Raw genomic sequence first — 19,732 nt, 5'->3', positions numbered from 1 at the left:
CCTTGATACGACCGCGGCACAACCTGTATGTTTAGATTCTCGCGAGACAGACCACGCGGTCGATCCCTGCCTCGTCGGGCCTGATGCTGTCGACCCGAAAGAAACCCTGCTCGTCGGCCAACCGACAGAGGCCTGGCGCCTGTCCGCATCCTACTTCCAGCAGCATGAACCCTCCGGGATTCAAATGCTGCGGCGCCTGCTCCATCAGACGGCGGTAGACATTCAATCCGTCCGGCCCGCCGTGAAGCGCGAGGCGCGGCTCGAAGTCCCTCACCTCGGGCTGTAACCCTCCCCAATCCGACTCCGCAATGTACGGAGGGTTCGACACGATAAGATCAACCCTTCTGAGAGTGCCGGACCTGCGCAGGGGGCTCAGCAAATCTCCCACCAGACATTCGATTCGCTCTCCCACCCCGTGCCGAGACATGTTCTCCCGCGCAACGGCCATGGCTTCCACCGAAAGATCAATTGCCGTGATCGCGGCACCGGGAATCGCCTTGGCTAGAGCCACCGCCAGACAGCCGGAACCGGTTCCCACATCAACCACCGACGGCGATGCCCCTTTCGCCACTCGTGCAACGGCCTCTTCCACCAGCAGCACGCTTTCCGGACGTGGGATCAGCACCGCCGGCGTTACCCGATACTCAAGGCCCAGAAACTCCTGAGTCCCCAACAAGTATTGAAGCGGCTCACGCCGGACCCGGCGCGCAATCAGTCCCCGCACGGAATCGGCGTCTTCGGCGGACACACTGTGGTTCGGTTCGACACGAATCCTCAGCGGGCTTCGTCCGGTCACATGTTCGATGATCCAGGCAGTTTCGAGCTGCGGATGGTCGATGCCGGCGTCAGCCAGCATCTTCTCCGCTTCGACGAGTAGGGTTGCGATCGTCGGCTGAAGTCCCAGACCGGATGGCTCCAACACGGCCATTATGCCCCCGCGGTAGCGAGATGCTCGTGATGCGCGCGGAGCGCCTGCACGATTTCGTCGAGATCTCCGGCCAACACCTGATCGAGCTTGTGCACCGTCAGTCCGATCCGATGGTCCGTGACGCGGTTTTGAGGAAAGTTGTACGTGCGGATCTTCTCGCTCCGCTCACCGGTCCCGACCTGGGCCTTGCGGCTCTGGGCAATTTCGGCCTCCTGCTTTTCCCGTTCGGCATCGACGATACGGGCCCGCAAGGTCCGCATGGCTTTCGTACGATTCTTGAGCTGCGACCGTTCGTCCTGACAACTCACGACGACTCCGGTCGGGATGTGGGTGATGCGAACCGCCGAGTAAGTGGTGTTCACGCTCTGCCCGCCGGCACCGGAAGAACAAAAGGTATCGATCCGCAGATCCTTCGGATCAATGTGGACGTCGACTTCGTCGACTTCGGGCATCACGGCAACCGTCACGGTCGAGGTATGGATCCGGCCGCTCGCTTCGGTCGCCGGGACCCGTTGCACGCGGTGCACGCCGCTCTCGAAGCGGAAACGCCCGTAGGCGCCCTTGCCCTCGATCAGTGCGATCACTTCCTTGTAGCCGCCGATGCCCGTTTCGGAAGCATCCACGACTTCGAGTCGAAGCCGGTTTTGTTCCGCATACTTGAGATACATTCGGAACAGATCGCCCGCGAACAACGCAGCTTCGTCCCCACCCGTCCCGGCGCGAATTTCGAGAAACATATTTTTTTCGTCCCGCGGGTCCTTGGGAGTCAGCAGTTCCTTAGCCACGACCTCCAAGTCGAGCAACTGTCGCTTCAGATTCTCGCTTTCCTCGGCAAACATCTCCTTCATGTCTGGCGAGACAGCGGAATCCTGCATCATTTGAGAGGCCTCTTCCAGCTGCTTGCCGAGCTCCCTGTAGGTTCCGAAATGCAGGGCGGCTGGCTCAAGCTCATTCCGCTCTTTGTTAAGCTTGACCAGCAGCGGCGGCTGGCTGATGACGGCGGGATCCATCAGCTGATCGGTCACTTCTTGGAACCGTGCCGCCATTGCTTCCCATTTCTTGACCAACGCGTCTTCCATACCCAAAATCCTTGTCACCCGCACCCTAACAAGCGCCCAAAAAACGAGAGACCCTGCCCCAAAAGGAAGCAGGGTCTCTCATATGGTGCCGACTGAGGCCTACTTGTCTTTCTTGGCGTACTTCTTCTTGAAGCGTTCGACCCGACCTTCGGTGTCGACGATTTTCTGCGTCCCCGTGAAGAACGGATGGCATCCTGCGCAGATGTCGACATTGATGTTCCCAGCCGTGGAGCGGGTCTTAAACGTATTGCCACAGGCACAATGGACGGTCGCTTCGCGATAAACCGGATGAATTCCCTTTTGCATGCTCGCTCCTTGCAGCCCCGTTTGCGGTTCGATGCCGGCTCCTGCCCGCCAGCGTGCAAGACTCTACACTGGAGAGCCCTGCAGTGGCAAGCGAAGTTTACCGATTCATGGACTGCAAAAATTCCTGATTGTTCTTGGTCCCACCGATTTTGTCCATCAGGAACTCCATGGCTTCCATGGTCCCCAACGGGCTCAAGACCTTGCGCAGAATCCACATTTTGTTCAAGCGGTCGCGATCGACCAACAACTCTTCCTTGCGGGTACCGGACTGGCTGATATCGATCGCCGGGAAGATACGCTTGTCCGCCAGACGACGGTCCAAGTGGACTTCCATATTGCCGGTGCCCTTGAACTCTTCAAAAATCACATCGTCCATGCGGCTGCCCGTATCAATGAGGGCCGTCGCCATGATCGTTAAGCTCCCGCCGTTTTCGATGTTGCGGGCGGCGCCGAAGAAGCGCTTTGGTCGCTGCAGCGCATTGGAGTCCAAACCGCCGGACAACACCTTACCGCTCGGCGGCGCGATCGTGTTGTACGCCCGCGCAAGACGGGTGATGCTGTCGAGCAGAATGACGACGTCCTTCTTGTGCTCCACCAGACGCTTGGCCTTTTCCAGAACCATTTCGGCGACCTGCGCATGCCGCTGGGCCGGTTCATCGAAGGTGGAGCTGATGACCTCGGCCTTGACTTGCCGTTGCCAGTCCGTCACTTCTTCCGGGCGTTCGTCGATGAGGAGGACGATGAGCGTGACTTCCTTGTGGTTCTTAAGGATGGCACGAGCGATCGCGTGCAGCAACATGGTCTTACCGGTTCTCGGCGCCGCGACGATCAGTCCGCGTTGGCCCTTGCCGATCGGAGTCGTCAGGTCCATCACGCGGGTGCAGTATTCCTCCCGGTCGAATTCGAGATTGAGGCGTTCCTCCGGATAAAGAGGGGTCAGGTTGTCGAAAAGAATTTTGTCCCGAGCGACTTCGGGGTCTTCGTAGTTAACCTTTTCGACCTTGAGGAGCGCGAAATACCGCTCACTCTCTTTCGGCGGACGAATCTGACCGGACACGATATCGCCGGTACGAAGATTAAATCGGCGGATCTGCGAAGGGGAAATATAGATGTCATCCGGGCCCGGCAAATAGTTCGAGTCCGGCGCACGGAGGAACCCGAAACCGTCCGGCAGTGTCTCCAGAACCCCTTCCCCGAAGACTACGCCATTCTTTTCCGTCTGCGCCTGGAGGATTGCAAAAATCAGCTCCTGCTTGCGCAGATTGGCCGCTCCCTCGATCTTGAGATCGCGCGCCACCTCGTTCAAGTCGGCGATCGTCTTCTGCTTGAGTTCCGCAAGATACATAACCTCTCCCTTGACCTGTGCCATACCTTTCCCTATCGGGTGCTCAACCCGATAGCTCCCCACGTCACAAAAAACGGTCTAGTGATCATTCAACTGTTGACGGCGTTGTATTTGGTGTCAGCCTGCTGATTGCCTATGGCAGGATACGTCGATGTAGGCGCTATTGTTTGGATACTGAAGGAACGAAACAACCCGGTGATTCTTTTTGGCTGATGCTACAGGATACTCGGGATCAATTAGGTTCGAGATGGGTCCCGGAAGCTGATGTACTGGAGATGAGAAACCTTTCTATCGAACCGAGAAGTTACGTGAATAATAGCTGCCTGAGTTCTCATTGTCAATAGACAGACCAAACCACTCCTTGTCGCCACACCGACGCAACAACGCAATTGACCCTGCCTACTTAGACGCACCGGCCGAACATTTTCTTTCCGTTTCCTTAAATTCACACATGGATGGCCATCGTGCACCGGTTGCAGGTGACTAGGGGTTATGCTAAACATCCTTGTGTACAGACCTTCCCGCAAACACACCTGGAATTATGGCCAAATCAGACGACGATGTCCCCGAACGCCTCTTCACGCTGAATGAGGCGAATGAGCTAGTTCCGCAGTTAAGTAACCGGTTTGCCGGAATTCGGCGGGCAAAACGAATCATCGCCGATACTAAGGCAGAAATAGCCAAAGCCAGCGCCCGTGCGGATTTGGGTGGAGGAAGCGCTGTCGGGGCCCTCTACATTAGAGCTCTCCACGAAATCAGCGCCAGCCTTCAGGCCATTCACGAGTTAGGCGTTGTGGTTAAGGATATTGATATGGGGCTGTGTGATTTTCCCTTTATGTATGAGGGGCGAATCGTATACCTCTGCTGGAAGGTTGGCGAAGACGAAGTGCGCTGGTGGCACGAGGTATCCTGCGGCTACAAAGATCGGCACCCGGTTGACGGCATCATTGCAGAGGGCAGATCTGGAGGCACGGCGTGAAATTCGTCATCCTGGGATTCGACGGGCCAGAGGGCCAAGCAAAGAGAAAGATCCACCGCTCCGCCCATCTTGCTCGCCTTGAGCCCCTCAATAAACAGGGGCGCGTGATCCTGGCTGGCCCCCTCACGGACAAGACCGGGAGTCTAATCGTGATTGAGGCGGCATCTCTCGAGGAGGCCCGGGCATTTGCGGATGGAGACCCATACAGCGTGCATGGAGTTTTTGCCCGAGTTGAAGTGCATCCCTTCGAGCAAGTCTTGCCCAATTCTCCCGCGCAGCCGTAAGTCCGCCAATGATAGTGAGGCCGGCCATTCCCAATGGATTGTGCCGCCGATTTCTGCGCGTCCCGCTCATTGACAAGAAAAAAGATTGCCACCTATAATGCGGGGTTAGGAGCTTTTAGGAAGGCCGGATTTCTTCTAGTTCAAAAGGCCTAACCGGCTTCCCACCTGCTAGCCCTAAATTTCCCCGCGGTGGGCCTTCTGCTGTCTTGCAGGGGCCGTTGAGAAAGCATAAAGTACCGTGACCTTACGCTAATCGAGGGCCTTCTGTTTTCACACGCAACCACCCCAAAAAAGTGAGCATGTTGGAATGACTCAGTATCGCGTATTACCAGGTCCAGAGCACTTCTTGCCGCCCGCTGCTGCCACCATGGGGATTTATCTTCCCAACCCCGGTGAAGCCCATATTAATGGAGTGATCGTTCCGGAGGAAAAAGCCTACGAAGAGGCGGCCAAGCAGTTCTTGATGGCTCAAGTCCCCACGATCTTCCCCGGACCGCTTGTCCTATGGGCCTGGAACGAAAAGGCCGCGAAAAAGGCTGCCGCGGTCCGAAAACTCTACGAAACCCTCAAAGAATGTGTGCAGCCCGGCCAGAAACCCATGCTGATCCCCATGCCGGACTACCGCCCCAAGTACCCGAAGATCAATCCCGAAGTCGAAATCAACCCGAATCACCCCAACCTCACGATCTGGCATAATAAGATCGATTGCTGCATGTTCATCGGGGTGCATTGTCACCAGGCAAACCTCTCACTGAAGATTATTCGCGGCGGAACGTCCTGCTATACGGTTGCGATGTGCGCGCAGGCAGGGCACGAAGACGCCATGCTCTCGTTCCGGGATGCTTCAGTGGAAAAAATTATGAAGCTGGCCGACTGGATCCGGAAGCTGAAGGGCACGGTTAAACCGCGGCTTGCCAATAGCGGCGCGTCGAACTGACAGGGAATAGGCGCCGATAACACGATTGAAAGGAGGCTGAGTCCATGGCTGAATCACCGTCCCATATTGGGAAACAAAATAAAAAGGGCCAAACGTTCACCGATCCCTGGAAGATGCTCCACGAAGCGCCTCGTACCCCGTCCTTCTATACGGGAAGCGAAGTCATCAAGGAAGCCATCCGGCGAGCGAGCTGTGACGTCATGATCGCCTACCCGATCACCCCGCAGAGCGAAGCGGCGGCGCTGATCGGAGAATTGTTTGCCGAAGGGTATATCGGTGACTATTTCCGTGGTGAGAGCGAGTTCGCCGTCATGTCACAGTGCGCTGGCGCAGCGTTCGGCGGCGCGCGGGTCTTCACGACGACCGCCGGCCCCGGAACTATGCGAGCGATGGAAAACTTCCCCATGTGGGCAGGCGCGCGGTTGCCGATCCAGATGATCGTGACCTGCCGCGGCATCAATTCTCCGCTGTCCATTCAGCCGGACACCCTGGAAATCGCCTACTTGCTGAACACCGGCATGTTGGTGTGGCACGCAGAGACGGCGCAGGATTTCTTTGACTGGATCCTCAAGGGCTACATGGTATCTGAAGAGCCGGATGTTCACCTCCCCCTCGCACTCTGTTGCGACGGATTCTTCGTGACGCACACGAAGGACGTGGTGAACCTCACGCCGACCGACATGTGCCTGCCTCCTTATGACCCCTACCGGTCGCCAGTGCCCTGCATGGACATGGAGTGCCCGCCGGTTCGTATGATGCGGGATCCGTTCGTCATGAAGAGCAACTACATCAGCTACGCCACGCATGCCAGCTGGCAACAGGAAGTGTGGGCGGCCGTGGAACGGTCTCGGAAGCACTCGATTCACTGGTTGAACGGATTGATCGATACTGAGAATACCGATGCCGACATTATAATCGTGGCGTCCGGCACCGCCGTCTCTCAGGGCCGCGAAGCGATCCGCATTCTGGAAGACGAAGGTGTGCGTTGCGGCCTGATCAAGGTGAAGACCCTCCGTCCCTGGCCGGGAGAGGAGATCCGCGAAGCGACCAAGAACGCCAAGCACATCTTCGTGCCGGAGTTCAACGTCACTGGCTGGTTGGCGAAGGAAATCAAGGCTACGATTCCAAACAGCGAGCGAGTCCACGCCGGCCCGCACGTGTGCGGCGGGATGACCATGCCGCCGGAAATCATCGTATCGGAAATCAAGACGACTCTCGGTATGCGCTCGGAGTCCCTGGCCGGACGCGGCAGCTGAGTTCACAGTAACTGACGAGAATTATCTGGGCAATAGACGCGCCTTGAGGAGGCATACATGAGCAAAGAGCGAATCAAGATTTCGCCTGACCTATATGACATCATGCCGTCGGACTATCAGGACCTGGTTCAGCATGCCACCTATGGCAAGGAAGACCGGGGCTGGAAGGACATCGGAAGCTCGAAGGAGTTGATCGAGCAGCATTCGCTGTGTGCCGGCTGCCCCGAATCCATGGCCTTCCGCTACATTCTGGCTTCCCTCCCGAATCCTGAAGATACGGTGATGGTTGGTTCCACGGGTTGCACCAGCTTGGTGTTTCCAATGGTTGCCGTCCACAATATCCATTCTCTCTTCGGCAACCAGAACGCTATCGCATCGGGCCTGAAGCGCGCCCTCTCGGTTCGCTTTCCGGACCGCGTGAAGGACGTCGTGGTGCTTGCCGGCGACGGCGCTACCGTCGACATCGGGTTGGACATGACGCTCCAAGCCTGGTTCCGTCAGGAAAAGTTCACCACCATCTGCTTCGACAACGAGCTGTACGCCAACACCGGCGGCCAAGAGAGTGGTCTGATGCAGAAGGGATTCGTGGCGAAGATGGCGCCGGTCGGTAAGCTATTCGACAAGGTGCGCCTGCCTGAAATCGCCCGTGAGTCCGGATGCCACTATGTCGTCAACTGCACCGTCAGCAAGCCGTCGCTGGTGGAAAAAGTCATTCGCAACGCCGTGTTGATCGCCCGAGAAATCGGCCCGACCTATCTCCAGCTGTACACCCCCTGCATTCTCGAAATCGGGAAGAACAGCATGGAAGGCCTGCAGGAGATGCGTGATTCGGAAAAGCCGACCGAACGTTTTGCGTACAAGGAATTCGTGAGCGAGCCGGCCAAGCAGTTCTTGGCCGAATTGGCGGCGAAGGACAAGGAACGGAAAGCCGCTGCCAAGCAGCTGGCCGGCAAAGCCTAAGGAGTTGGAGGTCGTTCATGATTAAGAAGAGACTGAATATTCGTATGTCCGGGCTCGGGGGGCAGGGAGCCGTGACGGCCGCCCACGTAATGGCTATGGCCGCAAACCGCGACGGGAAGTTCTCGATCTCCAATCCCTTCTTCGGAGCGGAAAAGCGGATGGCCCCGGCCGAAAGCTATTGCCGTATTGGGATCGAACGCATTTATGACCGCGGCGAATTGGTCTTCCCCGACGTCATCCAAGTATTTCACCCTCAGGTCATTACGATGGGCAAGAGCTATACGATGCCCTTCTACTCGGGCGTCAAAGAAGGCGGCGTAGTCATTATCAATTCCGCGCAGCAATTGCTCTCGGAAGAGGACATCCAGCGTCTCAAGGACTTGAACGTAGCGGTGTTCTACATTGCCGGAACCGAACTCGCGATCGAGATCGCCGGAACGGAATTGTCTACCAACATGACGATGATCGGATCTGTTGCCGGCATCACGAAATGCGTGTCCATGGAAGCATTGGACGGCGCGCTTCAAGAACGATTCGGCAAGAAGTTCGTTGCATCCGGTGGTACGGCGTCCCTCGACGAGGCGATCAAGAAGAAGTTCGCCAAGAAGGAGATGCTGCTCCAAAAGAACCTCGCCACCGTCAAGCGGGCCTATGAAATCGCGAGTGAATGGGCGGAAAAGAACAAGGTGGAATTGAGAGTCGGCAATCCGGCAGTCGCAGCCTAAGCGGGCAGAAAAGGAATAGAGCCGCATGTATAACGTTGCGCAAGTCATCGATGAAAAGTGCACCGCCAAGAAGGGGTGCCGCCTCTGCATCATGTATTGCCCGGAGGCGAATTGCTTGGATCTCAACAGCGCAAAGATGGTAGCGGAAGTAAACATCGATCGCTGTAAGGGCTGTGAGCTCTGCGTGGTCGTCTGCAACGCCGCTAAGCATCAGGCCATCGTCATGCAGGCAGTGAGTGCGACCGGAGAGCTCATGAGCCGCAAGGGAGAATCGGCCGGATTGGGACAGGCATACCAAGGTTAGTCACCCGCCTAGCGGGGACCGATGCAAGAAACCCCATGGCGCCTGCGCTATGGGGTTTTTTGTTGGGCAGATGAAGGGACATACAATGGAACAAGAAGACAACGTGCTCGACGAACTCCTGCGAGACATCGCCGGCCTGCTGCAGGAATACCCACGGGCAATCGAACGTCGCGCAGCGGCGATTCATGCGGGGGGGAAAGATCCAGATCTGGCGCAGAAGTTGATCAAAGCGGCGGACACGATGCGCGACAGCGGAAACCTCTACCTGACATGGGCCAAACACTTCGCCGCACTCGCCGAGGGGAACACCGATGCCAGCTCGGGCGAGGACGAAACCGAAGATTTCGATGTATAAAAAAGACTCCCCCTTCTGCTCTCAGTTTTGTTAGAATGACGACTCTTCCGATCTGCACATTCGTTCCCCGGTAGCTCAGTTGGTAGAGCAGCCGGCTGTTAACCGGCTGGTCGCAGGTTCGAGTCCTGCCCGGGGAGCCAACCTTGGCGCTGCTGCGAACTCGTTCCCACCTCAGCCAACTCAAAGATATTAAAGACCAACTTGTCGGGATAGACAAATATATCTCTGATGAGGCATCGGAGGACCTCTACCTGTTCCTTGGGTAGCAAAGCCGCAAAGACCTTCTGAAAGTCCTGAAGATTCCGCAAGACGATTTCCGCATCATATTCTCTGGTAGCCTCTTCTTGGATCTGTCGCTGTATGGCCTGATATTGAGCCTCCAACCCCTGCTGTTCCTTTTGCTGACGAAGCATCTCCTGCTCGAGTCGCTGAACCGATACCGTCCCCTGCCCCACGCCTCGGACTAAACGATCAATTTCCCGTTCTAGCTTGTCGATGCCTGCCCTTAACCGAATGGCTTCTCGCTCCAGGGGACGCACCTTTTCCTTTTGAACTCGATTCAAGTCCTCGACCGTCGTCTTCACCCATGCAGCCTGCTCGTTTAGGCTTGCGAGGTACTCGATCACCTGACGCTCGATATCATTCGCATTGAGATTTTTGACGGTACAGACTGCATTGTTGTGGTGCATGGTCTTGGTGCAGCGGTAATAGGCGATCCGATTGATCGAGTTATCCTTGCGGCGTTTCTGAGTGTAGTGCGGAGTCATGACAGACCGGCAGACACTACATTTAAGCAACCCCTTGAGAAGGAAGGTGCGCTGGATCTTGGTTTCCGCTCGCGTATGCTCGCGTGTGAGGGATTGAACCTTGTGGTACAGGGCCTCTTCGATTAATGCTTCGTGTTCGCCCGTATAGAGTTGCTCATTGAACTGAATTTGCCCGCAATACACCGGATTTCGCAAAATATAATCCAATGACATCTTGCCCCAAGGCTTGCCGGTTCTATTCCTCCACCCTCGGCGTTGGAGCTCGGTACGGAGTCGAGTCAGTGACGGATCTTGAGCGAAGTACTGAAACATGAATTGGACACACCGCGCTTCCTCGGGATGTTTAAGTAGCCGCTTGTCTTCGTTGCAGTAGCCGAACGGAACATTCCCGCCATTCCACAGACCCTTGGTCGCTCTTTGTTGCATTTTGTCTCGAGTTCGATCGGCGGTCATCTCTCGCTCAAATTGGGCGAAGTCGAGCAGAATATTTCGGAGTAATCGTCCCATGGGATGGTGCGTATCCAGGCTCTGAGTAATGGACACAAATTTGGCGCCATGCCGGTCGAACAAATCCATGAGGACGTGGAAGTCCTTCACGCATCTGGTCAAACGGTCAATTTTGTACGCCAGAACACAAGAAATCCGGCCCGTTCGGATGTCGTGCAAGAGTTCCTTTAGGGCCGGTCGGTTCATGGTGTCAGCCGAAAAACCTGCATCTTCATACACTCGATAAATGACGTACTGGTCCTGACTCTTACAGTAGGCTTCGAGCTTCTCTCGCTGAGTTTCCAGTGAACTGTATTCCGTATCAACTTGATTCCGGGTGGAGACTCTGGTGTAGAGGCCACAGATTGTTGGACTGGAACTAGCCGGCATTAGATGGCTCCTTTCACCATAGGAGACAACAGTGTCCGTTCGATCAATTGAGCCAGCATAATTCTCAGGCGATACCCGGAAAAATATAGGATTACGCGCCATGCACGGCGGGTCATGTTCCGATTCGTTATCACGTACTTGATTCCATCGGTCACCACTCGTTCTGGTGGGAGTGATTCCATCATGCACAAAATGGCATAGGTGTCCGCTTCGACATCTACGTCTCCCCCGGGGACATACGACATGAAAACTTCTCGGCCTGTGGCGGCTGTCAAATGAAGCTGGATATGGGCCATTTCGTGAGCTAAGACGAATTGCCGGTTAAACGGGGTTAAGTCTGATCGGAGCAGAATGACCGGTTGGCCGTCCACGTAGGTGGCCATGCCCTCTACACCTGAGTTGAGAGGCATCTCGGCGACCTCAATCCCATAATACAGGGCGAGTTCGTCGAGTTGATTCAACCGTGGCAAGGTTTGGTTAGCAGTGAGCGCTTGGAGTTTGTGAATAAACCGCTGAGGCTTCCTTAGCCAGTGGATGAAAGACAATACGCTCTCACCGAGTCTCCTCATGCGCGCCCCCTCTTGCGTTTCATATTGTGGATGACCGCCTGGAGTTGTTTCATCGCTTCCTTCAGATCGGCGTCTGAAACGGCCTCATGTGCGCTCAATAACGCTGGTAAGAGCATATCCGGAACGCGCTTGGCTTCGACTAACAACCGTTCCGGCGGAGCGATTTGAAGCGCATCTGCCAGCCTCAGAATAAGGGCATCATCAGGAGGCAAGCCACGTTCTCCTGATAACAACCGGGACAGGTAGGCTGGGGACACCCCTACCTCGCTGGCGACGGTTCTGAGGCTCAGGTTGACTCTGTCCATTTGCCTTTTAATGAGGTCACGGAAGCCCTGGGGGACCTGGGGCGCTTCTCGATGTAGATCACGCTTTGTCATGGTGTCGTACGTAACGCAAATGTTGCCCATTTGTCAACATATACTTGCGGGGCATCATTGACCTTTGGGCAACATGCGTATACCTTCCTCGCATGGAGAATACACTGGTCAGCAACCACATCAAGACATGGCGAGCACGCAAGGGCGCTCGTGGAATCAACAGGGCGGCGTTGGCACGCAGAATGGGCGTGAGTCGTTCGTACATCACGAAAATCGAGCAAGGGAAAAATCTTCCCACCTTGGCTCTGGCTTTGCGACTGTCGCGGTACTTCGGGTGCACCGTGAATGACCTCTTTGAGGTTCGCGTGGGCAGCATGACAGAGAAATTATTTTAGTCAAACGTTGCCCAATGGGCATTTTATGATTATCGACATGCAGTTCATCCCTCTGGATTTAGCTTTACGCGAGGAGCGGTGTCAGACCCTTCGCGCCCTTTTGCTCCAGGGTGCCCGACGATCCGCCGAAATATCGGAGGCCTTAATAGTGAGCATCGGACCCAAGGATGCCGGCCTGCCGATGTCCCCACAGGCTACTCCTCTACAGGATCACCATGGATGAACAAAACGTAACCGAATCGCCTGTCCCCTCATCGAAACCAGAATGGTCGCGCAAACAAAAGCGAGGCTATCAGCGGGTCCGTTCACTCCTATGGTTTTGGGAAGCTCATCAGTTTCAAGTGCTGTGGGTGACTTTGTCCACGGCGGAAGGAGGACAAGCGGACAAGTTAACCTATCATCACAAGCAACTGCGGCAACGGATTGAGCGCCAGCTTGGGTATCGAGGATTGGAGTACTACCAAGTGCGCACGGAAGAGGGGCACGGCGTCTTGCATATTTTCTGGGCCTGGCGCGTACCAGATGGTGAGCGCCCCCGTCGGTTCTGGATCTCGCAGGAATGGCTCTCCACGCAATGGAAAGGGCTCCATGGGGCTCCTGTGGTGTGGATCAAGGCCTATAAGGCGGGCCATCGCTCCCGCAATCGACTGAGCCGCTATGTCATCAGCCAGTATGTCCAGGATCAGTCGGGGTACGTCAATATGTGCTGGTCCTGGAAACGCTCGCTCGGGTTTCCGATGAGCGCCGTCTGGGAAGACATGCGCAAACACTGGGCCACTCGTAACGCATTTCGTCGCATCCGTGGCGAACTCGAAATTCCTCGGTTGGTACTTTTAAAGACCTGGGAAGATCTGCTCGCTGGGCAAGCCATCTGGTTGGATGGGTTCATTGTGCAATTGATTCTCGGTAAAGGCCTAATTTTCGATAAGCCATGAGAGATCATCCCTGCATCAGGAAGGCTAACGGAGCGTCGTGTTGCGGACGGCCTGGTCTTGTCTATGATCGAGCCCGGAGGGGCTGGTTGTGCGCTGAACACAGCCAAGATCTGTTATGCGAGTTCTGTCAGGCCGATCGGATGTGGGCGCGGATCTGCTACCAAGGTGAAGGTATTGCGCGCGAGGTCTTACTCTGCCAGTCGTGTGCCGGAATTACCACTCGTCGTTCACGATAAGTCTTCCTCGTTTACCAGTCCCCTGTCGTCCATGTCTATGGTCGAGAGGGGGGTTTTAGTTGTGTTTCTCCCGGTATACCGACGGCGATGCGCCAGGTTGGCCGCCACAGTTCATTTCAGCGCCCGATACTGTCTTCTTGCTTGCTGGAGAGGCATTTTCCCCTTATGATGGCGTTGGTTATGCAGTGCATGAGGCAACAGGAAAGGGGATGTCAATGCGCTATCTCTACTTGCTGATCGTTTGCTCATTGTTCGTGTGTGGGACGCTGGGTCAGGCACAGGCAGAAGCTGACCGCGACAAGCTCTTAAAGGAACCGGGCATCTATGCGACCTTTGCGGTGTACAAGGCTTCGGAACAGTGGTGGCAAATGGACTCGCCGGCGCGAGCGGCGGCGTGCGCAGAGATTAAGAAGATAGTGGAACGATATGCCGATCGTGTAACAGTCGATGTGCATCTCCTGCGCGGGTTATCTGAACGTGCGGATATCCTCTTCCGAGTGCACTCGAAAGAGATGATCCACAACCAAAATTTTCTGTTAGACCTGATGAGTAGTCAGCTTGGAAAGCAGCTGAAAAGTGTGGATACATTCAACGGAATCACGAAAACGCTGAACTACGTGCCTACTTTCCCTGATGAGCTGAAGACCGAACTGAAGACGCCGCCGCCGCAGGCGAGCACCTATGTCATAGTCGTCCCTATTCGCAAGGATGCTAAATGGTGGAACAGCGGGCAGGGTGTGCGATCAGACATGATGAAAGAGCACACCGACGCGACTGTGGCCTACTTGAAGACGGTCAAGCGCAAGCTGTATCACTCTAGCGGCCTCGATGATTGGGACTTCATCACCTATTTTGAAACCTCGAAGCTTGATGATTTCAATAATCTGGTGACAGGATTGCTGAAGGTGAAAGAGAATCAGCACAATCAGGTGTTTGGCGATCCCTTATTGCTTGGAACCATCCGCCCTTTTGACGAGATCTTGGACATCCTTAGTCGCTAGTCAACCTCTTTCAGTCCCTCGTTTTTTTACCCATCACAGCTGTGCCGAGGATGCAAGGCCGATCCGGGCCGAAAGGGCCGGACGGCCTGGGGGCTCGGGGGCGCAGCCCCCGCTTCACTTGATATATATGGTCAGAGTAGCACGGCGGCATAGAGCTTGGGGAAGGTAAGGAGAATACTAACACAAGCGCGAACCACTGGGAGGACACGTTGACAACGCCAGCGTAGAATGCTGGAATTGTGTCGAAGGCATATGGTGAAACAGAAGTTAAGTATCACACGGCATGAATACGACGGAGTATTTCAGCATAGTAAATGAGTTTTTTGGATGGGGAGATCCCGGCTCCCAGGAGACTCCAGGAATTTGGTTCATTGGAATAGAGGAAGGTGGTGCTTGGCCAAATGCCGAACTGCTTAGGGACAAAGGCTTGACGTCGGCAGGCTTGACGCCTGAGGCTACATTAACCTTGTCCCAAAGCCACATCAAAATCTATCAAGCCCGATATGAGGGTAAGGCATTTCTAGAGACAACGCCTGAAATAAAAAATAGATGGAAAAATAGCCGCTGGCAAGGGCCACGACGGATATCAAGGATCGTTTCTGAGCTGAGTCGGCGATTCGAAGAATGTCGTGACCATAACCCCGATGAACCTTGGGAATATTATGAAGTCAATATGCTTTGGGAGAAGGGTAGCTCCGTTTGCCAAGCTAACCTCTATCCCATTGGAAGGCCAAAATTACGAGGTTGGTTTCCGCATTACACACAGCTTTTTGGCCTTCATCAAGAGGAGTGGGAAAGGAACAAAATACAGATCTGTGGCCCGCGGCTTGAAAAACTGAGGGAATTGTGGAGAACTCATCAGCCACAAGCCACAATTTGTTTCGGGCTCTCATATCAACAACATTTCAAGCAGTCCCTGTTCCCACCCCCCGATTTTAAATGGGCACCAGCGGATGGTAATCGTATTCACCGATGCGAGAAAGAGCATATACTAATTGTTCACCATCTCTCGAGAGTAAGTAATAAAGTGCTCAGCTCAGTAAGAGATATTCTCAAAGACTGGCACGTAGTAATACCATGACTAACTATCTGGTTGAGAAGCGTTCCCTCCGTTAGGAGGTCGGTTCTTTTGATTCTTCGTTGGGAACATCGATAGCTGATACCGCTTTGAGCGCCAAGGACGCTCGTTGCAACAGTCTCTTCTGATTGTCTGTTTGTTCAGCAGCACTCGATCCCCACGCGATAAGATACTCTACAGCTTCACGGAGGAGCAAAATATCAAGTCTTTGACTCATACCCGCGTTACAGCAATTCATATGCCTTGCGTTCCATGATTCGGTATAGACAAAGAGGTAGACAATTTATAGACCAAACCGCCTCAATCTCGCTCGTTGGTGTGGCAATTCGGTCAACTAAGTTTGGAGACAAAGGAAGAAGCGAATCCCAGGCGGTTTAAGCCGGCTCACGTTCTCTATTTTTTTTATCCACTCGTCGCTCTCGATATTCGACATTGGTGTGAAGAAGTGGTCGCATATATGAGGCTCAATCGATAGGGAAACGATCAAAATGCTCGAAATAAGTAAGTGCCCGGGCATTGAGGTCCAAAACGGTCTTGCGTTGGCGTGAACGCTTGTAAGCGCCGAGCTTTCATTCGGAAACAGCCAGTTTCGGATCCAACCCCGGTGATGCACTATGGAGAGCATGACAAATGATTGAACATCCAGACGCTACATGGCTGTTCGCAGGCCGTGATCCCTTGGTCACGGATAAGCGGAGTATGTTACGGGAAGGGCAACACTCTGAGCACTGGTGGACCGCTCTGTTCAGCATATTGCTTCTTCACCTCGCGTCGCAGCCCACTCCACCTAAGATCGCCCTGCGGCGCCACATTCCCTTAGAACCAAGATTTCAATATCCTGAGACAGGTAGTTTGGATTATCATGGCATGAGCCTCTCATCTATTCTTGTGGAGGCAAGGCTACTTGAAGCAGTCGCCCTCAAATTATTCAACATTTCAGAGTGGCCCCTCGACTTTCAAACTCTCGAAGTCGACTTGGCTATTTCGCTTCCCGAACGAAATCGCGTTATCCTGATTGAAAACAAGACGGAGCGAAGCCGCACCAACAGCCTAGATCGATACGAGCAAGCGGTGAAATATCTGCGCGGTTTTGGTAAAAATGCGGACCTTTATGTCCTCATCTCCGGTGGTCATTGGAATGATGAGATTTGGGGGGCAATCGCTCGAAACAACCTGGAGATAATCTTATGGGAAGATGTGTTGCGCCTCCTCCACGCGATCCCCCTCTTCCGAGATGTCTTTCATAACGACTTACCTGCTTATTTCGCAGCGTACCCGTAAAACTGGAAACTGGACAAAGGTTACCTATTTAAGCAAAGGGAGTGGGAATCCTGCTCGTCCTGTGCACAGCTGCATCTCAGCCCCCATTGCCCTACTAGAGCCAAAGTTCGCGTTTCGTGCAAATCTTTGGGCAAGTCCGCCTGAGCAAACCTTAAGGGAAACTTATCTGCTATCCAGAGCGAGCCGTAGATTCAAGTGAAATGAGCTGGGTAGAGGTCCAAAACCAAATCGATGATTGCCGTCGGTGCGAACAAGGCCCGGTGCCCTACCTTCATGTGCCGTTGGGAGCCAAGCGACATCCCCTGTATTCGCCCCCTAATCCAACTCAAATCTTGTTTGTTAGCGTGGCTCCGCCTTGGGGTGGCGATTATTTCTGGGATGAAAGTACGGCTGACAAAATGCGTCAAGGTCTCTTCGAGGCTTTGCTTTGCGTCACTGGCAGAAAGTTTACTTCAGTGAGAGACTTCCACTCCGCCGAGTACTTTCTTGTCCCCGCTGCCAAATGTCCGTCGCACAAGGGGAATAAGGATCACGCTCCCCACGGGATGGCTATTGGCAACTGTGCACAGCATCTCAGATCTGAGATACAAATCGCACAGCCTAAACGAATCCTAGCGCTGGGATTATTAGCGATGAAGGCGGTTTCTAAAACTTTCGAATTGAACATCCCATCAAGGATTGAAGAGATTTGTCGACGTGTTTGGTGGGTAAAGACGGAGAGTTCTATGATTCCAATTGCTGGCACATATTTCCCGGGGAACAAAAGACACCAGGGGTTTGACAGAATTCCGGAGTCAATTAGTGAACTTCTTGCACTAGAACCTAAGCAATCGGGTTAGCGTTGTTTGGGGTTAGGTCGTCAACTTGCATGTTCATATACCAAGGTAGGGCAAATGTGGCTGTGAAGGAGCTTATGCACTGCGTGGTAAAGCAAACTTAATGGTCCGACTGGGGTACAGACCGGGGAGCCAATCAGATCCCTCCTGCCCGTCAGAAGATCATGCTGCAGCAGCCTTCAAGCCGCTTGCACTTCCCCCTGGTTTCCGTTTCGCCTCTTGACGATCCCGCTTTTTAGGACGATCTCGCAGATATGGTCGAGTCGCTCGATGTGTTCGTAGGCTGCCCAGGGATCCTGTGCGACCGCGCAGACGCCATGGTTCGTTTGCCCCACGATGTCGAACGCCAAGGTTCCATCGTGACGTAAGCCCAAACACTCTGTCGTGACATCCGCAAGTTCACGAGACAGGGCCGGCAGAAACGGCACCGTCGGTCCGACACGTGTATAGCGAGAGATTTCAGGAAATTCCTGACTGATGCGTTGTAAGTCCAGCCCCGCGTAAATCGCTGCAACGACATGGGTTGCATGGACGTGAACCACGGTACGAGTCTTCGGTGTACGTTGTTGCAGATTCCAATGCATCCACAACTCCCCCGAAGGCTTCTGTTGATCTCCCACTTTTGGCATCGAGGCTCCGGTCGCCGCATCCTGGATGATTTCCAGTTTTACGATATGCTCGGGATGCACAATAGTCTTCCTCCATCCGGACGGCGTGATATAGAGATACTTTCCACCACGCTTTCGCATGCTGATATTACCGTCCCTGGTCGTGATCCATCTGCGCTCGTAGCACCGCCGCATCACATCCCCAATCGCCGTCAACATGCTGCCTCCCTTTGTATAAGCCCCCGCTATGTATCGGCTCTTTCGGGCCGACGCTTAAGCATGATTCAGTGGCAGGCTGCTGTCCTCAAACAGGGAGATTGTATATAGTGTGCCGATGATCGACCCCTCCGGCTTCATTCCCGCCCCTGCCCTCAGAAACCGGCACGCAATGACGATACTCCCCAAGTTTTGGCCGAGGGGAAACGTGCTCGCCTCGGTGCCGACGGAACGACGGGTCTTTCAGGTCACCCCCGAGACCGGAATTCTGGGCTATTGCCATTGGCAGGCCGACCATCTTCGGGTTCCGACGATACTGCTCCTCCATGGCCTCGAAGGTTCCAGCGAGTCTCACTATATGACGGCACTCGCGGCCAAGGGGTGGCGGGCAGGAGTAAACGTCATCCGGCTCAACCAACGCACCTGCGGAGGATCCGAGGCCCTGACACCAGGACTCTACAACAGCGGGCTGAGCCAAGATTTTCGACGAGTGATTGAAATCTTAACCGAGGAAGACAGACTGAACCGCTTATGGTTCGTCGGCTATTCGATGGGTGGAAATCTCGCGTTAAAGATGGCCGGAGAAGCACGGGCATCTCTTCGGGCTCTCTTGGGCGTGATTGCCGTTTGCCCCAATATCGATCCAACCCAATGTGTCGCAGCCCTGGAGGAACCGCAGAATCGGCTATACCATGATTATTTTCTCAACCGCTTGAAGGCACGCGTCCGTCGGAAAGCCGCCATGGATTCGGGAAAATGGAATCTTGACTCGATGGAGGAGATCGACACGATCCGGACGTTTGATGATGTCTACACCGCGCCGGACGGCGGCTATCGTGACGTCACGGACTACTACGATCGATCGGGGGCCAGGCATGTCCTGTCAGACGTCCTAGTACCGACCGTGATCCTGACGGCTCAAGATGACCCCTTCATCCCCTTTTCGATGTTCTCGGTTCCTGCGATCACGGGCAATCCGTTGATCACCGTGAGCGCGACAAGGTTTGGCGGACACTGTGGGTTTTTTCAACGGAGCCGGCCTGGAGAAGATCGCTTCTGGGCAGAGAACCGGATCATTGAACTTATCTCCGCCGACACGCGTCGGTTGTAGCCGAAGTCGAGAGGGCGGTCTTGGAAAATTTCGATCCGGTCGGACTGA

Annotated in this window: 22 protein-coding genes, 1 tRNA gene and 1 pseudogene; 15 read left to right on the top strand and 9 right to left on the bottom strand. The window is 54.6% G+C overall.

Features of this window, described 5'->3' with window-relative positions; all coding sequences use genetic code 11:
- Positions 1 to 31: 31 nt before the first annotated feature.
- The 4 genes from prmC to rho all read right to left on the bottom strand — a co-directional run bounded on the left by prmC (position 32) and on the right by rho (position 3,658).
- Positions 32 to 928 carry a peptide chain release factor N(5)-glutamine methyltransferase gene (gene prmC / locus KF814_11040; GenBank protein ID MBX3236679.1) on the bottom strand — a complete coding sequence of 299 codons (897 nt, stop codon included), beginning with the start codon at positions 926 to 928 and terminating at the stop codon, positions 32 to 34.
- The gene (prfA, locus tag KF814_11035; protein ID MBX3236678.1) at positions 928 to 2,007 is read right to left on the bottom strand and encodes a peptide chain release factor 1; all 1,080 of its coding nucleotides are present in this window, start codon (positions 2,005 to 2,007) and stop codon (positions 928 to 930) included. Before prfA ends, prmC begins: the two co-directional genes overlap by 1 nt.
- 99 nt (positions 2,008 to 2,106) lie before the next feature.
- The gene (rpmE, locus tag KF814_11030) at positions 2,107 to 2,313 is read right to left on the bottom strand and encodes a 50S ribosomal protein L31 (GenBank protein ID MBX3236677.1); all 207 of its coding nucleotides are present in this window, start codon (positions 2,311 to 2,313) and stop codon (positions 2,107 to 2,109) included.
- 97 nt (positions 2,314 to 2,410) lie between these two features.
- Positions 2,411 to 3,658: a transcription termination factor Rho gene (gene rho, locus KF814_11025; protein ID MBX3236676.1), complete on the bottom strand. Its 1,248-nt coding sequence runs from the start codon at positions 3,656 to 3,658 to the stop codon at positions 2,411 to 2,413.
- Positions 3,659 to 4,199: 541 nt separating this feature from the next.
- Between rho and KF814_11020 the strand changes: the two genes are divergently transcribed.
- From KF814_11020 to KF814_10980, 9 genes are all read left to right on the top strand, one after another.
- A complete protein-coding gene (locus KF814_11020; GenBank protein ID MBX3236675.1) occupies positions 4,200 to 4,637 on the top strand; it encodes a DUF2203 domain-containing protein in 438 nt (145 codons plus the stop codon).
- Positions 4,634 to 4,921 carry a hypothetical protein gene (locus tag KF814_11015; GenBank protein ID MBX3236674.1) on the top strand — a complete coding sequence of 96 codons (288 nt, stop codon included), beginning with the start codon at positions 4,634 to 4,636 and terminating at the stop codon, positions 4,919 to 4,921. The genes KF814_11020 and KF814_11015 overlap by 4 nt, the downstream gene beginning before the upstream one ends.
- A 307-nt stretch (positions 4,922 to 5,228) precedes the next feature.
- Positions 5,229 to 5,858, top strand: a complete 630-nt coding sequence (locus KF814_11010; GenBank protein ID MBX3236673.1) for a carbon monoxide dehydrogenase — start codon at positions 5,229 to 5,231, stop codon at positions 5,856 to 5,858.
- A 44-nt stretch (positions 5,859 to 5,902) separates the two neighbouring features.
- On the top strand, positions 5,903 to 7,114 hold the full coding sequence (locus KF814_11005) for a ferredoxin oxidoreductase (protein MBX3236672.1): 1,212 nt from the start codon (positions 5,903 to 5,905) through the stop codon (positions 7,112 to 7,114).
- Positions 7,115 to 7,171: 57 nt separating this feature from the next.
- Entirely contained in the window at positions 7,172 to 8,074 is a 903-nt protein-coding gene (locus KF814_11000; protein ID MBX3236671.1) for a ferredoxin oxidoreductase, read from the top strand.
- Positions 8,075 to 8,091: 17 nt separating this feature from the next.
- Positions 8,092 to 8,799, top strand: coding sequence for a 2-oxoacid:acceptor oxidoreductase family protein (locus KF814_10995; protein ID MBX3236670.1), 708 nt, complete (start codon positions 8,092 to 8,094; stop codon positions 8,797 to 8,799).
- A 25-nt stretch (positions 8,800 to 8,824) separates the two neighbouring features.
- Entirely contained in the window at positions 8,825 to 9,103 is a 279-nt protein-coding gene (locus tag KF814_10990; GenBank protein MBX3236669.1) for a pyruvate ferredoxin oxidoreductase, read from the top strand.
- A gap of 85 nt (positions 9,104 to 9,188) precedes the next feature.
- Positions 9,189 to 9,458, top strand: coding sequence for a hypothetical protein (locus KF814_10985; protein MBX3236668.1), 270 nt, complete (start codon positions 9,189 to 9,191; stop codon positions 9,456 to 9,458).
- 64 nt (positions 9,459 to 9,522) lie between these two features.
- Positions 9,523 to 9,598: transfer RNA gene (locus KF814_10980), tRNA-Asn, on the top strand.
- Here KF814_10980 and KF814_10975 read toward each other — a convergent pair.
- From KF814_10975 to KF814_10960, 4 genes and pseudogenes are all read right to left on the bottom strand, one after another.
- The gene (locus KF814_10975; protein MBX3236667.1) at positions 9,557 to 10,225 is read right to left on the bottom strand and encodes a hypothetical protein; all 669 of its coding nucleotides are present in this window, start codon (positions 10,223 to 10,225) and stop codon (positions 9,557 to 9,559) included. The two genes, KF814_10980 and KF814_10975, sit on opposite strands and share 42 nt — an antisense overlap.
- Positions 10,226 to 10,627: 402 nt before the next feature.
- A pseudogene (locus KF814_10970) lies at positions 10,628 to 11,203 on the bottom strand (recombinase family protein).
- Positions 11,101 to 11,670, bottom strand: a complete 570-nt coding sequence (locus tag KF814_10965; protein MBX3236666.1) for an ImmA/IrrE family metallo-endopeptidase — start codon at positions 11,668 to 11,670, stop codon at positions 11,101 to 11,103. Before KF814_10965 ends, KF814_10970 begins: the two are co-directional and overlap by 103 nt.
- Positions 11,667 to 12,077, bottom strand: a complete 411-nt coding sequence (locus tag KF814_10960; GenBank protein ID MBX3236665.1) for a helix-turn-helix domain-containing protein — start codon at positions 12,075 to 12,077, stop codon at positions 11,667 to 11,669. The genes KF814_10965 and KF814_10960 overlap by 4 nt, the downstream gene beginning before the upstream one ends.
- A gap of 140 nt (positions 12,078 to 12,217) precedes the next feature.
- On the opposite strand from KF814_10960, the gene KF814_10955 reads away from it, so the two are divergent.
- The 5 genes from KF814_10955 to KF814_10935 all read left to right on the top strand — a co-directional run bounded on the left by KF814_10955 (position 12,218) and on the right by KF814_10935 (position 16,913).
- Entirely contained in the window at positions 12,218 to 12,382 is a 165-nt protein-coding gene (locus KF814_10955; GenBank protein MBX3236664.1) for a helix-turn-helix domain-containing protein, read from the top strand.
- Between the two features lie 215 nt (positions 12,383 to 12,597).
- Positions 12,598 to 13,317 (top strand): hypothetical protein, encoded by a 720-nt coding sequence (locus KF814_10950; protein ID MBX3236663.1) that lies wholly within the window; start codon positions 12,598 to 12,600, stop codon positions 13,315 to 13,317.
- Positions 13,318 to 13,612: 295 nt separating this feature from the next.
- Positions 13,613 to 14,554, top strand: coding sequence for a chlorite dismutase family protein (locus KF814_10945; protein ID MBX3236662.1), 942 nt, complete (start codon positions 13,613 to 13,615; stop codon positions 14,552 to 14,554).
- A 283-nt stretch (positions 14,555 to 14,837) separates the two neighbouring features.
- Positions 14,838 to 15,635, top strand: a complete 798-nt coding sequence (locus KF814_10940; GenBank protein ID MBX3236661.1) for a hypothetical protein — start codon at positions 14,838 to 14,840, stop codon at positions 15,633 to 15,635.
- A gap of 627 nt (positions 15,636 to 16,262) precedes the next feature.
- Positions 16,263 to 16,913 carry a hypothetical protein gene (locus tag KF814_10935; GenBank protein ID MBX3236660.1) on the top strand — a complete coding sequence of 217 codons (651 nt, stop codon included), beginning with the start codon at positions 16,263 to 16,265 and terminating at the stop codon, positions 16,911 to 16,913.
- 1,015 nt (positions 16,914 to 17,928) lie between these two features.
- Here the strand turns inward: KF814_10935 and KF814_10930 are convergent.
- Positions 17,929 to 18,576 (bottom strand): class II aldolase/adducin family protein, encoded by a 648-nt coding sequence (locus KF814_10930; protein ID MBX3236659.1) that lies wholly within the window; start codon positions 18,574 to 18,576, stop codon positions 17,929 to 17,931.
- 169 nt (positions 18,577 to 18,745) lie between these two features.
- On the opposite strand from KF814_10930, the gene KF814_10925 reads away from it, so the two are divergent.
- The gene (locus tag KF814_10925) at positions 18,746 to 19,684 is read left to right on the top strand and encodes an alpha/beta fold hydrolase (GenBank protein MBX3236658.1); all 939 of its coding nucleotides are present in this window, start codon (positions 18,746 to 18,748) and stop codon (positions 19,682 to 19,684) included.
- Positions 19,685 to 19,732 lie beyond the last annotated feature (48 nt).

The organism is Nitrospiraceae bacterium, from assembly GCA_019637075.1.
Lineage (GTDB): Bacteria > Nitrospirota > Nitrospiria > Nitrospirales > Nitrospiraceae > JAHBWI01.
This window is presented reverse-complemented; position numbering and strand designations above follow the sequence as displayed.